This window comes from Alcanivorax sp. DSM 26293 (genome assembly GCF_900107995.1).
Taxonomy (GTDB): domain Bacteria; phylum Pseudomonadota; class Gammaproteobacteria; order Pseudomonadales; family Alcanivoracaceae; genus Alcanivorax.
Genome location: NZ_FNUM01000003.1, coordinates 34,628 through 48,597, shown reverse-complemented (window position 1 = coordinate 48,597; position 13,970 = coordinate 34,628). Strand labels below are relative to the sequence as shown.

The following is a 13,970-nucleotide window of genomic DNA, read 5'->3' as shown; positions in this document are numbered from 1 at the left end:
CGGATCAGGATCTGGACAGGGGGCGGAACAGTTGCACCAGGGCGACCAGTAGCAGACCGGAAAATACCACCAGAGACCAGGCCGGCAGACTCAGCCCCAGGAAAGACCAGTCCATCTCCGCGCATTCCCCGGAACCGGCCAGCACTTCCTGAATGACGCTTTGCAGGGGAAAGACGTCCAGCATGTAGTTGAGGCCGGGACCACAGGCGGGAACCTGGTCCGCCGGCAGACTCTGCAGCCAGATATGACGGACGGAGACGGCGCCGCCAGCGATGGCTGCCAGCCCGGTAAGCGCGCCGTAAATGCGCACTCCGATCCCCTTGGGCCCATGCAGGGCAGCAATCAGCAGAACCACAGCGGCGGCGATCACGCCGATGCGTTGGAAGATACACAGCGGGCAGGGCTCAAGGCCGTCCACGTGTTGCAGATAAAGGGCACCGGCCATGGCGGCAATACAGGCCAGCAGGGCAAGCAGGTTGAGCTGACGGGGTGCGGGGATCAGGGACAGCATGGGCCACTCTTTTCGTCGGGGACCGGCGAAGGGTAGGCAAAAGCGGGGTTGGCGGCAAGGGTGGGATGGAACCGTGGGGGCGGCCGTTCCATCGCGACCTTCATGGGGCAGGGCATTCGCGAGGAACGACCGCTGCCACAGGATGGAGGTAGAGGGTGGGGCTGATGTCCGAATGGTGTCAGGCCTGACGCGCTTCCTGCTCGCGCAGGTTGCGGTCATGCCAGGCATCCATACCGGCTTCCCACCCCTGAAACCACCATTCTGCCAAGGCATCGTCGGCAGGGTAGGGACAACGATTACTGTCACCCCCGCCCATGCCCCACATGCATCCCTGGTTGTAGGCTTTTTCGCACTGATCACGATCCGGCATCGCGACACTCCCTTGCTGGTTAGTCCGAGACTACCACCGCAAGCCCGGTTGAATAGGGAAGAAGCACGTATTTTTGTTGTGAAATTGCACAAAAACCAGATCGGGGCATGGTGTTGGGACATGGCGCACAGCGGGTGTGTGACAACTGCACCGGGCATAACGGCAACCCGTTTCATTCCAGAGCACACCGGGAACCCTGAGATAGGATTTTCCCGGTGTGCGCTGTGGCTTCATCAGCACGCGGGGCGGTTGCGCAAGAGCTACGAGAAACGGGTTACGAGTTGCGAGAAGCGAAAGGCAAAACAGTCCGTATTCTGAAACGCGCTCTTCGCTTCTCGCTTCAGTCGCGGAAGTAATCCGCCAGATAATCCTCGAAACTCTGGGTTTCCGCATCTTCCCAGTGGCGCTGCTCGGTCAGGCTGTGAGCGGCCAGTTGTTCCAGGCGCTGGTTGGTGTCGTCGCAGCGCTGCCGGGAGAGGAAGTGGTCCCGATGGGCCAGGGCCTGGTTCATGGCGAACTGGAAGAAACTTTGCTGGCGGCTTTCCAGTTTGTCGAGAATCCGGGCCGATGGGGTAGTGTCCGGGTTGTCCACCTTTTCCTGCTGGCGGGCCAGGGCGTCGCTGTAGTTGTTGCCGCCATGGGTGCGGTCGAACAGTTCGGCGATGGGCTGCATCTGCTGCAGTTTTTCTGTCGCCCAGTCTTTCAGTGATACGGCCTTGCCCCAGTTGCACAATTCGATGGCGGTGTTGCGGCCGTCGTAGACCACCTTGCGCAGGTTTTCCTTGCTGGCATGCAGGTCGCACTTTTCCAGTTGCGGGGATTCGCGCAGTAGGCAGTAGGTGGCAAACAGGTCCAGGAAACGGATTTCCTGCTGGTTGATGCCCACCGGTTCGAACGGGTTCAGATCCAGGGCGCGGATCTCGATATATTCCACGCCGCGCTTCTGCAGGGCGGTGGTGGGGCGCTCGCCCTTGTTGATGGTGCGCTTGGGGCGGATCGAGGAGTAGTACTCGTTTTCGATCTGCAGGATGTTGGCATTCAGCTGGCGATAGTCGTTGCCCACCTTTACGCCGATCTTTTCGTAGGCCGGTTCCGGCGTCTTGATGGCGTGGGTCAGGGTGGCCACATACTCGTCCAGATTGTTGTAGCTGATTGCCAGGGACGACTGGGCATTGTTCTGGTAGCCCAGATCGCTCATGCGCAGGCTGGTGGCGTTGGGTTTGAACAGGGTGTGGTCAAAGGTATCCAGCTGGTGCTCACGACCGGCCAGGAAGGATTTGCACAGGGCCGGTGAGGCGCCGAACAGGTACACCAGCAGCCAGGAATAACGCTGGAAGTTGCGGGTCAGATCGAAATAGCGCTTGGAGATATAGTCCTGCAGCGGGCCTCTTTCCCCTTCCAGTACCTGGTTCAGTTTCCAGAATTCTTCCGGGTAGGAAAAGTTGTAATGGATGCCGGCAATGGTCTGCATCTTGCGGCCATAGCGGTGACCCAGCCCTTCCCGGTAGACGCTCTTCATGCGACCCACATTGGAGCTGCCGTACTGTGCCACCGGCACGTCAGCATCGTTGCTGATCATGCACGGCATGGAGTTGACCCACAGCACCTCGTCACCGATATGGCTGTAAACGTAGCGGTGCAGCTGCTCGAGAAATTCCAGCGGCTTGTGCAGCTCGGTGCTGGGCGGGGTGATGAATTCCAGCAGGGCTTCGGAATAGTCCGTGGTGATATAGGGGTGAGTGAGCGCAGAGCCCAGCGCGGTGGGATGGGGCGTCTGGGCCAGGGTGCCATCGGTGGTAATGCGCAGGCTTTCTTTTTCGATGCCGCGGCGGATACCCGCCAGGGTGGCGGCGGCGTCTGAGTCCAGCAGGGCGTGAATACGCTGTTCAAGTTTCATGGTTTGGCCCTGTCGTCCCGCCGGGCGAGCCCGGCGGCGGGTGTGACGGAAATCCGACAATCATGGGGCAGTAGAATGACAGAGAGAAGTCACCGGGTCACAGGCGCTTCTTGCCTTTCTTCTGCTCGTCCTTGGCCTTGGCGAACAGGTCCGCGAAGGTGCCGCCACCGGTGTTCTGGGGCTGGCCTCCGCCACGCTTGTTGCCGCCCTGGCGCTGGCCGCCACCATTGCCCTTGCGGGCGCTGGCAGGGCGCTGCCCGGCCGCTTTCTCGGCGGGCTGATCGTCCATGCGCATGGTCAGGCTGATGCGTTTGCGGTCCAGGTCCACTTCCAGCACTTTCACCTTGACGATATCCCCGGGCTTGACCACATCGTGGGGGTCTTCCACGAACTTGTCGGCCAAGGCGGAGACGTGAACCAGACCATCCTGGTGAACGCCGATATCCACGAAGGCGCCGAAGTTGGTCACGTTGGTCACCGTACCTTCCAGAATCATGGAAGGCTTCAGGTCCTTGAGGGTTTCCACCCCTTCCTTGAAGACGGCAGCCTTGAATTCCGGACGCGGATCGCGACCGGGTTTTTCCAGTTCGCTGAGGATATCGGTGACCGTGGGCAGGCCGAACGTGTCGTCGGTAAAGTCGGCGGCGTTGACCTTCTTCAGGAAGGGCACGTCACCGATCAGCTCCTTGAGCGGCCGGCCATGTTTCTCGGCGATCTTTTCCACCAGGGGGTAGGCTTCCGGGTGGACCGAGGAACTGTCCAGCGGATTAGCGGCGTCCATGATGCGCAGGAAGCCGGCGGCCTGTTCGAAGGTCTTGTCGCCCAGGCGCGGTACCAGCTTCAGGTCAGCGCGGCTGGCAAAGGCGCCGTGGCTTTCCCGGTAGGTAACGATGTTGCCGGCGATGGTGCTGTTGAGGCCGGCGATACGCGCCAGCAGCGGGGCGCTGGCGGTATTCACGTCTACCCCCACGGAGTTCACACAGTCTTCCACCACCGCATCCAGGGAGCGGGACAGCTTCAGCTGGCTCACGTCGTGCTGGTACTGGCCCACGCCGATGGCTTTCGGATCGATCTTCACCAGCTCGGCCAGCGGGTCCTGCAGACGGCGTGCAATGGACACGGCGCCACGGAAGGACACGTCCAGATCCGGGAATTCCCGGGCGGCGGTTTCCGAAGCGGAGTACACCGAGGCGCCGGCTTCGGACACCATGATCTTCTGGATGTTGCCCTTGCTGGCCTTGACCACTTCGCCGGCCAGCTTGTCGGTTTCCCGGCTGGCGGTGCCGTTACCAATGGCGATCAGTTCCACCTTGTGCTTCAGGCACAGGGCGGCCAGTGCGGACAATGACTGATCCCACTGGTTCTTGGGCTGGTGCGGGAAAATGGTGGTGTGTTCCAGCAGCTTGCCGGTGGCATCCACCACCACCACTTTCACCCCGGTGCGCAGGCCCGGGTCCAGGCCCATGGTGCACTTGGGGCCGGCCGGGGAGGCCATCAGCAGACTCTTCAGGTTGCGGGCAAATACCTGAATGGCTTCTTCCTCGCCCAGTTCGCGCACCCGGCCCAGCAGTTCGGTTTCCAGGTGGGTGTTGAGCTTGATCTTCCAGGTCCAGCGCATCACTTCCTTGAGCCAGTCATCGGCGGCGCGGCCCTGATGCTGCCAGCCGGTTTCCGCGGTGACCATGGCTTCGCAGGGATGCGGCTGGGCGCTTTCCAGCTCTTCCGGCAGTACCATGGAGACATGCAGGATGCCTTCGTTACGACCCCGGAACAGGGCCAGGGCCCGGTGACTGGGGATGCCCTTGATGGCTTCGCTGTGATCGAAATAGTCGCTGAACTTGGCGCCTTCCTTTTCCTTGCCGTCCGCCACTTTTGACTGGATATGGGCCTTGTCCCAGAGGAAGGTGCGCAGGCGGGTAAGCAGATCGGCGTTCTCGGCGAAGCGCTCCATCAGGATCTGTTTGGCGCCGTCCAGGGCATCTTTGACGCTGGCAATCTTGTGTTCTTCGTTCAGGTAGCCGGCGGCCAGTTCTTCCGGGTTCTGGGTCGGATCGTCCAGCAGACCGTCGGCCAGCGGTTCCAGGCCGGCTTCCCGGGCGATCTGGGCGCGGGTGCGGCGCTTGGGTTTATAGGGCAGGTAGAGATCTTCCAGCCGGGTCTTGGTGTCGGCGGCCTTGATGGCCTTTTCCAGTTCCGGGGTGAGCTTGTCCTGCTCGGCGATGCTTTTCAGGATGGCCTCGCGGCGCTCTTCCATCTCGCGCAGGTAACGCAGCCGATCTTCCAGGTTCCGCAGCTGGGTGTCGTCCAGACCGTCGGTGACTTCTTTACGGTAACGGGCGATAAAGGGGACGGTGGCTCCGTCGTCGAGCAGGGCGACGGCAGCGTGCACCTGACGTTCCTGACAGCCGATTTCCTCGGCGATAATCTGTTCAATACTGCGCATGACTTTTCCTGGCTGCGTGCGGCCTGCAGGCATGTCGCGTGCAGGCGTAAAACAAAACGACCGAAATCATAGGCAATGATCCCGGTCGTTAACAGATTGACTTGTGGAAGCGGCTATGTTGCAGATGCCAGCCTAGCGGGGCACTAGCCCAGCACTTCGTTGATCTTGGCGATCAGCTCGGCTTCCTTGGGCGGTTTGATGATGTAGCCGGCCGCCCCCTGACGCTGCCCCCAGACCTTGTCGGTCTCCTGATCCTTGGTGGTGACCAGGATCACCGGAATCTGTTCGGTGGCCGGGTCACGGGTGATTTTGCGGGTGGCCTGGAAGCCGTTCAGTTCCGGCATCACCACGTCCATGAGAATCAGGTCGGGTTTTTCCTCACGGGCTTTCTCGATGCCTTCCATGCCATTGGTGGCGGTAATGACCTCATGGCCTTCGCCCTGGACGATCTTGACCAGGTTGGTCAATTGGGTCGGCGAGTCATCCACCACAAGAATTTTGGCCATGTTGCTCTCCTCGCGCCGATACTGCTTGTGTCGGCGGTACTTTGTTTTTGTCTGTTGGGAGCCTCTGTATAACTCCTTGCGTACTCAGCGTGGCCTGAAGGGTGCAGCTGTTGTGTTTTGTTGCGACGGACAGGGTGGTCCCCTTTCCTAGCGACAAAGCGCAGCAGATGTTCCCTTCAGGCCGCGCCCTCCGGGTCTTCCAGGCTGGCCCGCACTCGTTGTTGCGCTTTTTCGACAGGCAACCAGCATGCCATCAAAAGCGCGCCTAGATTGCGAACCAGCCTGAAAGACTGAGCATGCAAGGAGTTATTCAGAGGCTCCCTATCTTCAGACGCGAATAATACCAGTCACTGGTCAAAAGGTAAGCTGTCGAATTATGGCACTATGATGCCGTTTTCGGTCAGCGTGTCAGGGTCTGTGCACTGCGCCGACTCCACAACAGCAAGGGCAATACGATTAGCGCAGTGACAAGCGCCCAGCGCGCCTGGGACCAGAACGCAGTGGCCAGTTCACTGCCCTGCGGACCGGCCAGTGGTGCCAGTGCCGCGATCAGCAGACTGCCCAAACCTGTCACCAATAACCAGTATACGGCCAGCCTGGCGGCTCGCTGGCGACGGCGGAACAGGTGCCACAGGAAGGTGGCCCCCAGCCCGGCCATGACCAGCCACAGCAGCCCGGTGGGTGCGATCAGCAAGGGCCCGGCATCGGCCTCCAGGGCGTGCTGCAGCAGCGGTAGTTTGCCCACTATGGTCAGTAACAGCCAGGGGCCGAGAATCATTACCCACCACAGATGGCCGCCCAGCCCCTGCGGGCCCGGCTGCTGCCGGTGATAGGCAGGATCAAAACGCCATGCCCGGCGTGCCAGTTCCCCCCAATTGCCCGGTGCCAGTCGTGGGCCCATCCCCCGGAAGCGGTCCCGCTGCTCCTCGATCAGCATCAGCATGGCCGGCACCACCAACAGGATCAGTACGGTACCGAACAGCAGCCCAAAGACGATACTTACGGCCATGGGCTTGAGGAACTGGGCCTGCAGGGAGCTTTCGAACAGGATGGGAGTGAGCCCGGCGATGGTGGTGATGGAGGTCAGCAGGACGGCCCGCAGACGTCGCACACAGGCTTCCACGATGGCCTGGAACCGTTCCATGCCTTCGGCCACCAGTTGCTGGTAGAAGCTCACCAGCACGATGGAATCGTTGACGATGATGCCGGACAGACCGAACAGCCCCATGGCGGAAAACATGGAAAACTTGATGCCGAAGGGGGCGGTGAAGATATGCCCGATCACCGCGCCGGTGAGGCCAAAGAAAATCGCGGTCATGATCGCCAAGGGCCAGGAGTAGGAGCTGAACACCCAGGCCAGTACCACATAGATGATTGCCAGCCCCAGCAGGGCACCGGTGGCCATGTCCTTCATGTTGTCAGCCTGTTCCTGCAGCTTGCCCTCATAGCCGACGCCAATGCCATATTTGGCTTTCAGGTCGGGCAGGGTGCTGTCGTTGAGGCTGGCAATAATCTCGTTGGCGTTGCCCTGCTCCGGGTCCAGGTCCGCGTAGACGGTGACGGCCAGTTCGCCGTTGACGCGGCGCAGTAAGTCCACGCCCTTGCGGGCATCAAAGTTCACCACGTCCCGCAGGGCGATGGCCTCACCCTGGGCGGTGATGATGGGCAGACGCTCCAGGGCGGTGAACTGACGACGTTCACTGTCCGGCAGCATCACCCGCACTTCGATTTCCTCGTCTTCCTCGTTATAGAGCTGGGCCAGGTTGCCGTCGAAGGCGGCGCGTAACTGGCTGGCCACCTCGTTGAGAGTCAGCCCCAGAGCGCGGCCCCGGGCGGTCAGTTCAAAGGTCAGCTGCTCCTTGCCGTAGGGCAGGTCGTCGTCCACGTTGCTGACCCCGGCAAAATCGTTGAGCCGTTCCTGCAGGGCCAGGGATGCCTGTTTCAGGGTCGGCGCATCGCTGCCGGTGAGCTTCACCTCGATGGGTTTGCCCGGTGGGCCCGCTTCCGGCTGGGAAATGGTGAGCTGGTCCAGGCCGGCAGGCAGGGTCAGTTTCTCTCGCCAGTTCTGGATCAGTTCGTCATTGCTGATCTGTCTGTCCGAGCCCACATAGACTTCCACCACCAGGGTGCCGTATTCATCGCCGTATTTTTCCATGCGCCCGCCAGGGTTGGGGAAGCCGGCGGCGGCGCCATGGTGACTGATGACGGTCTTGACCAGATGGCCGCCCAGTTCCTCGTTGGTCTCGTTCAGGGCGTCTTCCAGATGGGACAGGAAGCGATCCACCTGGCGCCGGTCAGTGCCGGAGGAAAACTCCACCACGGCGCGCAGCTGGTCACCATCCACCGGTGGGAAAAAGGTGAACTTGAGCCAGCCGGTGGCGATCAGGCTCAGTGCCAGGATGAACGCCGCCACGGCGGAGACGCTGACCAGGTGCCGATGGCGAATGGCCCAGGCCACCAACGGCCGGAATCGCTCCTCACGGAACCGGTGGAAGCCGGCGTCGATACGTTCCCGCACCCCGGAGGCTTTGACCTGGATACCCCGGAAGCTGTGATGCAAATGGCCGGGCAATACCAGAAAGCATTCCAGCAGGGAGGCCAGGATCACACAGATCATCACGAAGGGAATGTCGAAGGCGATCTTGCCCATGGCGCCGCTCATCATGCCCAGGGGCAGGAAGGCGGCAATGGTGGTGGTACTGGAGGCCACCACCGGCCAGAACATCCGGCGTGCGCCCCCCAGGGCGGCACGCTGGGCGGATTCCCCCTGCTGCAAGTGGGTCAGCGTGTCCTCGCCCACCACAATGGCATCGTCGACAATGATCCCCAGGGCCAGAATCAGGCCGAACAGACTGATCATGTTGATGGTGCCGCCGAACAGCCAGACCAGCCCCAGGGTGGCCATGAAGGACACCGGGATGCCCACGGTGACCCACCAGGCCACCCGGGCATTGAGGAAGAAATAGAGGGTGGCGATCACCAGCAGCAGACCGCTGATGCCGTTCCATAGAAGGGTGGAAATGCGCTCCTGTACCAGCTTCCAGGCCTCGAAATAGAAGGTCATCTGTACGCCTTCCGGGAGGGTGGTGCGGTACTCCGCGCCCCAGCTGCGCACCTTGTCGGCCAGCTCCAGCATGTCCCCGTCTTCGCCGCGCATCACCTGCAGTTCGATGGCCGGGTTGCCCTGATAGGTGAGGGAAGGCTGGTCATCCCGGGGGCGTCGCTCGATGGTGGCCACGTCGCCCAGACTCAGCTGCTGGCCGTCGGCGGTGGTAATCAGGGGCAGGTCGGCGAAGGCCCGTTCGTCACGTCGCTGGCCCAGGGCTCGCAGCTGTTTGGCAGCGTCATCCCGGCCCGCGGTGCCGGCGGGTATGTCCTGGCTGAAACTGCGCACCCGGTTGCTGATCTCGCCCAGACTCATGCGCAGATCATGGAGGGCCGCGGCGGGCACCTGGATGGCCATTTCCTCTTCCGGCAGACCCAGGAAGTCCACCTTGCCGGCCCCCAGGGCGAGGATCTGGTCTTCCATGTTGCGCACCAGCGGGCGCAGTTCTTCCAGGGAGCCGTTTTCCGTGGACACCATGATGGAGGTGACCAGGGAGTAGTTGGTGATCTTCTGGATTACCGGTCGCTCCGCGTCCTGGGGCAGATTGCGGATGGAGTCGATGCGCTGGCGGACCTCGTCCAGGGCCAGGCCCAGGTCGGTGCCGTCTTCCAGCTCGATAAAGATAGCCGAGGCGCCCTGCTGGGAGCGGGCGATCAGTTTCTTGGTGTTGGGCAGGGTCTTGATGGCCTGCTCCACGGGGATGGTAATGGAGCGCTGTACATCCTCCGGGCTGGCGCCTCGCCAGGGGATGGTGACGGTGATGTAGTCGAAATCAAAATTCGGAAACAGCTGGGTATTGAGCCGGTTGAGGCCGAGAAACCCGAGCATCACCATCAACAGCATCAACAGATTCGATGCGACCTTGTGCTCGGTAAAGCTGGCGATCAGGCCCCGCGATTCACTCACCCTGACGGCCCTCGTTGTGGTTGTCGTCGCCACTGACGGTGGCAGGGGTTGCGGGCGGCTCTGTCACATCACCTTCCCCGCCATCGGCGTTGCTGCCCGGCACAGGTTGCGGGTCCACCGGCAGGCCGACAATGGCCTGGGGCAGCTGGGTGGTCATGATCCGTTCGCCCCCTTCAAGGGTGGGCGCATGGAGAAGCAGCTGCGCGTTTTCCCGATCCATGGCTTCGCCGACGATATCGGCCTGGACGCGCCGCAGGCGGTTGTCGTCATCAATGACATAGAGGCGATTGAGGCCGTGCAGGGCGGTGGCCGGCAGGGCAATCAGGTTATCCCGGGCCGGCAGGGTCAGGGTAATGGTCAGCGGGCGGCCCAGGGCAGCGGCGGGCACGCCATCGACAAACTCGAACAGACCGTCGATGCCACCGCGGGCATCGCTGGCATCCCCGGCCAGACGTTTGAGATTCAGCGCCAGGGTGCGGCCTTCCAGTTCGGTGCTGGCGGCCAGTTCGCCCTGGCCCAGACCGTCGCGCACGGCGGCCAGATACCGTTCGGGAATCTGTGCACGCACTTCCAGCTCGGCGTCCGCAAACAGACTGAGCAAGGGTTCGCCGGGGCGCACCCGTTCCCCCGGTGCCACCGGGATATCCGTCACTGTGCCATCGAACGGCGCTTCTACCCGGGTGCGGGTCAGATCCAGTTCGGCCTGCTGGAGCTGGGCTTCGGCACTGGCCAGGCGAGCCTCCATGCGGGCCAGTTCGTTCTCGAAATCGCTGACGCTGAGCTGACGCTGGCTCAATGACAGTTCAGCGCGGGCCTTGGCTTCTTCCGCCTGGTCCAGCTGGGTCTGGGAGACCAGATTCTTCCCGCGCAGGGACTGCAGCCGTTGCAGGTTGTCCTCGGACAGTTTTGCCAGCTTCTTTTCCAGCGCCAGGCTCTTCCTGTCGCTCTGATAGCGCAGGCGGGTGGTCTGCAATTGGGCGGCGGCCTCGTCGCGGCTGGCCTTGGCCCGATCCCGGGCCAGTGACGCCTCGGTGTCGTCCAGCTGGATCAGTAACTGGCCGGCACTGACCTTGCTGCCGGCCCGCACCGGAATGCTTGTCACATTGGCGGTCACCACCGCCGTCAGGTCGGCGGCGCGGGGCGACTGTACCCGCCCGAACAACTGGATGCTGGGGGAGTGTGCGCCCGGCTCAGCCAGCACATAACGCACCCGGTCATGGCGCTCGCTCACATCACGGGTGGGCGCCGAGGGTTTGAAAATGGCCAGCAACACGATGGCGAGCATCGTGCCCAGGATCACCAGGGCCACGGGGGGAATCTGTTTCAGGCGGTCTCGCAAGGGAGGAATCCTTTGTTGATAGCCATTCTCATTTGTCGCGTACTGTAGCGATTTCTTTTTCTCATGCCTACTTTGGCGGCGGTGCTGCAGGGATCACAATCCCTTGAGGAGCGGTTAGATTCGCAGACTGCAATGTTTTTATACAATCTCTCCGGGCCATTATCTTGCACGTTCAGTCCACAACGCGTAAATCAGAGTCTGCGATACGTGGAGGCACCGTGACAGAACAGCAACTGGATAAAATTCTCGTCGTCGATGATGACGCCCGTCTGCGCAGTCTGCTGCAGCGTTTTCTGGAAGAAGCAGGCTATGCGGTGAAGGCGGTGGGTGATGCGGAGCAGATGGATCGGGCCCTGTCCCGGGAGATCTATTCGCTGATGGTGCTGGACCTGATGCTGCCGGGTGAAGACGGCCTGTCCATCTGCCGGCGTTTGCGTGAGGCGGAAAACCGGATGCCGATTATCATGCTGACCGCCAAGGGCGATGATGCGGAGCGTATCGAAGGGCTGGATGCCGGTGCCGATGATTATCTCCCCAAACCGTTCAATCCCCGGGAACTGGATGCGCGCATACGGGCAGTGCTGCGCCGCCATGTGCGTGAATTGCCCGGCGCGCCCAGCAAGGAAGAAGGTGAGGTGCGTTTTGGCCCCTGGGAGCTGGATCTGGGCAATCGCACGCTGCTGCGGGATGGTGATCCCCAGAACCTGACCACCGGGGAATTCGCCGTGCTCAAGGCCCTGGTGCAAAACCCCCGCGAGCCGCTCACCCGTGACAAGCTGATGAGCCTGGCCCGGGGGCGCGAATGGTCCGCCATGGAGCGCTCCATCGATGTGCAGGTGTCGCGCCTGCGCCGCCTGCTGGAAGACGATCCCTCCAAGCCCCGCTATATCCAGACCGTGTGGGGTGTGGGTTATGTGTTTGTGCCGGATTGAGTGGTGGTCTGACGTCGGATGTCTGACGCTGTACCTACGGGCTGAATCCCGGCTGAATTCTTCTTGCGCTTCCGGGTATTCATGGTTGGGGCTTTGACGTCCGACCTCCGACGCCTGACCTGTTATTCTCTGCTCAAACAGTCATGGAATCTCGCCAGTGAAGTTTTATCCCCGCACGGCCTTTGTCCGTTCTGCCATCGTGGTCGGGCTGGTCATCGGTATCAGCCAGGCGCTGACCCTGTGGTTCTTTGCCCGTAACGCCTATCTGCCCGGTATCCGCGAGTATGCCCGTCTGACGGTTCTGCAGGCGGAGCTGGCGTTTTCCTCGTCCGGTGAGGAGGATGCCCGGCTCGCCCAGCGGCTGGCCGGGGCCACCAGTATCGAGGTGGCCACCCCGGACAATCTGCATCAGGGGACGGTGCTGTTGTCCCAGCCCGTGGTCAGTCGCTTTCGGGAAGAAGTGCAGGAGCGCTTGCGCGAACCGGTTACGGTGAAGCTGGAGGATAGTCGTCAACCGGTGCTGTGGGTCAATGCCCCCTCTTTCCAGGGACAGTGGCTGCGGGTGCCCATGGAATTCTTCCGCGATTATGACCGTTACCTGCTGCTGGGCTGGGGTGTCACGGTACCGTTGCTGGCCATCATCGGTGGCCTGCTGATTGCCCGGGGGTTGAACCTGCCGTTACGACGGTTGGCCCGGGTGGCATTGAAAGTGGGCCGGGGAGAAGCGGTGCCGGTACTGGACACCAGCATCGGGCCGGAGGAAATACAGGCGGTGAACGCGGCCTTCAACCGCATGACCAGCGACCTGCAGCAGGCCCAGCGGGACCGGGCCCTGTTGCTGGCGGGGGTCTCCCATGACCTGCGTACGCCGCTGACCCGCTTGCGATTGTCGGCGGAGTTCATGCAGGACGAGGAACTGGCACGGGGCATTATCGAAGATATCGAGGACATGGACGCCATCCTCGACCAGTTCATTTCCTTTATTCGCGATGGTGCTGACGAGCAGCCGGATCTGGAAAATCTCAACGAACTGATACAGGAAGTGGCCGGCAAGTATCCCGCCGAACAGATCCGTTTTGAACTGCAGGATCTACCCCGCCTGATGCTCAAGCGACTTACCGTGAAACGGATGCTGGCCAACCTGATCGGCAATGCACTCAAGTACGGGGCCCCACCGGTGGAGGTACGTACTGCCGTTACCGACAACGTGGTACGCCTGACCGTAAGGGATCACGGCAAGGGTGTTCGCGAAGAGGATATTCCCCTGTTGCTGCAACCGTTTTCCCGCGGCGAAAAAGCGCGCACTCTCAGTGGTAGCGGTCTGGGGCTGGCCATCGTCAAGCGCATCGCCGACATGCACCACGGCGAGATCCGCCTGGCCAACCATGAGCACGGGGGGCTGCTGGTGGAGGTGCGCTTCCCGGTTACCGGCAAGTTTGTTCAACCGGAATCCCTGTCCGCCGGTGTACGTTAAGGAACCGACGGATAACAAAAAGCCACATTTGCGGGCCGGGAATGTGCGCTGGCGCAAAGTCTGTTTTTGCCGGGCAGCGCATGCTACTGAACACATCACCGGAATTGCCGAACGGACTTGGGAGAGCCCGCCATGATGTGTTTCTGCTGTGAGCCCTATGGGGATTCACTGGCACGATTTTCTTTCATCTGATTGCTGATTCCTGACCGGGAAACCCCGTGTTTTGAATGCCGATAACCTGTCGCTGCAGTTGCAGAAACAGGTCGTTAGGCCGCACCCGTGTGCGGCCTTTTTTTTGGGGTCTCGGCTTTGAGAGCGTGTGACTTTCAAGGGTCAGGTTAAAACGGCATTTATGATCGGGGCATTGCCCGAGGGAGTCCCAGGCAGTTGGCGTTACCGAACGGGATGTCGGTCCCGGGAGCCAGGTTGATACGGATGCCGTTGGCGCCTTGCAGGCAAAGCGCCAACGGTTTTGATGATGTCTTC

9 protein-coding genes are annotated in these 13,970 nt (G+C 61.6%); 2 read left to right on the top strand and 7 right to left on the bottom strand.

Annotated elements, in window-relative coordinates; genetic code table 11:
* Positions 1-4 precede the first annotated feature (4 nt).
* The 7 genes from C4S63_RS06560 to C4S63_RS06530 all read right to left on the bottom strand — a co-directional run bounded on the left by C4S63_RS06560 (position 5) and on the right by C4S63_RS06530 (position 11,078).
* Positions 5-511, bottom strand: a complete 507-nt coding sequence (locus C4S63_RS06560; protein WP_062815398.1) for a disulfide bond formation protein B — start codon at positions 509-511, stop codon at positions 5-7.
* 178 nt (positions 512-689) lie between these two features.
* Positions 690-881: a ribosome modulation factor gene (rmf, locus tag C4S63_RS06555; protein WP_062815399.1), complete on the bottom strand. Its 192-nt coding sequence runs from the start codon at positions 879-881 to the stop codon at positions 690-692.
* A 340-nt stretch (positions 882-1,221) separates the two neighbouring features.
* Positions 1,222-2,778 carry a glutamate--cysteine ligase gene (gene gshA / locus C4S63_RS06550; protein ID WP_063508425.1) on the bottom strand — a complete coding sequence of 519 codons (1,557 nt, stop codon included), beginning with the start codon at positions 2,776-2,778 and terminating at the stop codon, positions 1,222-1,224.
* Between the two features lie 97 nt (positions 2,779-2,875).
* On the bottom strand, positions 2,876-5,221 hold the full coding sequence (locus C4S63_RS06545) for a Tex family protein (protein ID WP_062815401.1): 2,346 nt from the start codon (positions 5,219-5,221) through the stop codon (positions 2,876-2,878).
* Between the two features lie 143 nt (positions 5,222-5,364).
* A complete protein-coding gene (locus tag C4S63_RS06540) occupies positions 5,365-5,727 on the bottom strand; it encodes a PleD family two-component system response regulator (protein ID WP_035246181.1) in 363 nt (120 codons plus the stop codon).
* A gap of 400 nt (positions 5,728-6,127) precedes the next feature.
* Positions 6,128-9,739 carry an efflux RND transporter permease subunit gene (locus C4S63_RS06535; protein WP_103917087.1) on the bottom strand — a complete coding sequence of 1,204 codons (3,612 nt, stop codon included), beginning with the start codon at positions 9,737-9,739 and terminating at the stop codon, positions 6,128-6,130.
* Positions 9,732-11,078 (bottom strand): efflux RND transporter periplasmic adaptor subunit, encoded by a 1,347-nt coding sequence (locus C4S63_RS06530; protein WP_103917086.1) that lies wholly within the window; start codon positions 11,076-11,078, stop codon positions 9,732-9,734. Before C4S63_RS06530 ends, C4S63_RS06535 begins: the two co-directional genes overlap by 8 nt.
* Before the next feature lie 218 nt (positions 11,079-11,296).
* On the opposite strand from C4S63_RS06530, the gene ompR reads away from it, so the two are divergent.
* Entirely contained in the window at positions 11,297-12,010 is a 714-nt protein-coding gene (ompR, locus tag C4S63_RS06525; protein WP_103917085.1) for a two-component system response regulator OmpR, read from the top strand.
* Between the two features lie 157 nt (positions 12,011-12,167).
* On the top strand, positions 12,168-13,484 hold the full coding sequence (locus tag C4S63_RS06520; protein ID WP_062815404.1) for an ATP-binding protein: 1,317 nt from the start codon (positions 12,168-12,170) through the stop codon (positions 13,482-13,484).
* Positions 13,485-13,970: the final 486 nt, after the last annotated feature.

Bases quoted from the DNA above. Each gene is read 5' to 3' on its own strand.
- C4S63_RS06545 (WP_062815401.1), bottom strand. From the start codon at position 5,221: ATGCGCAGTATTGAACAGATTATCGCCGAGGAAATCGGCTGTCAGGAA.
- C4S63_RS06560 (WP_062815398.1), bottom strand. From the start codon at position 511: ATGCTGTCCCTGATCCCCGCACCCCGTCAGCTCAACCTGCTTGCCCTG.
- gshA (WP_063508425.1), bottom strand. From the start codon at position 2,778: ATGAAACTTGAACAGCGTATTCACGCCCTGCTGGACTCAGACGCCGCC.
- rmf (WP_062815399.1), bottom strand. From the start codon at position 881: ATGCCGGATCGTGATCAGTGCGAAAAAGCCTACAACCAGGGATGCATG.
- C4S63_RS06540 (WP_035246181.1), bottom strand. From the start codon at position 5,727: ATGGCCAAAATTCTTGTGGTGGATGACTCGCCGACCCAATTGACCAAC.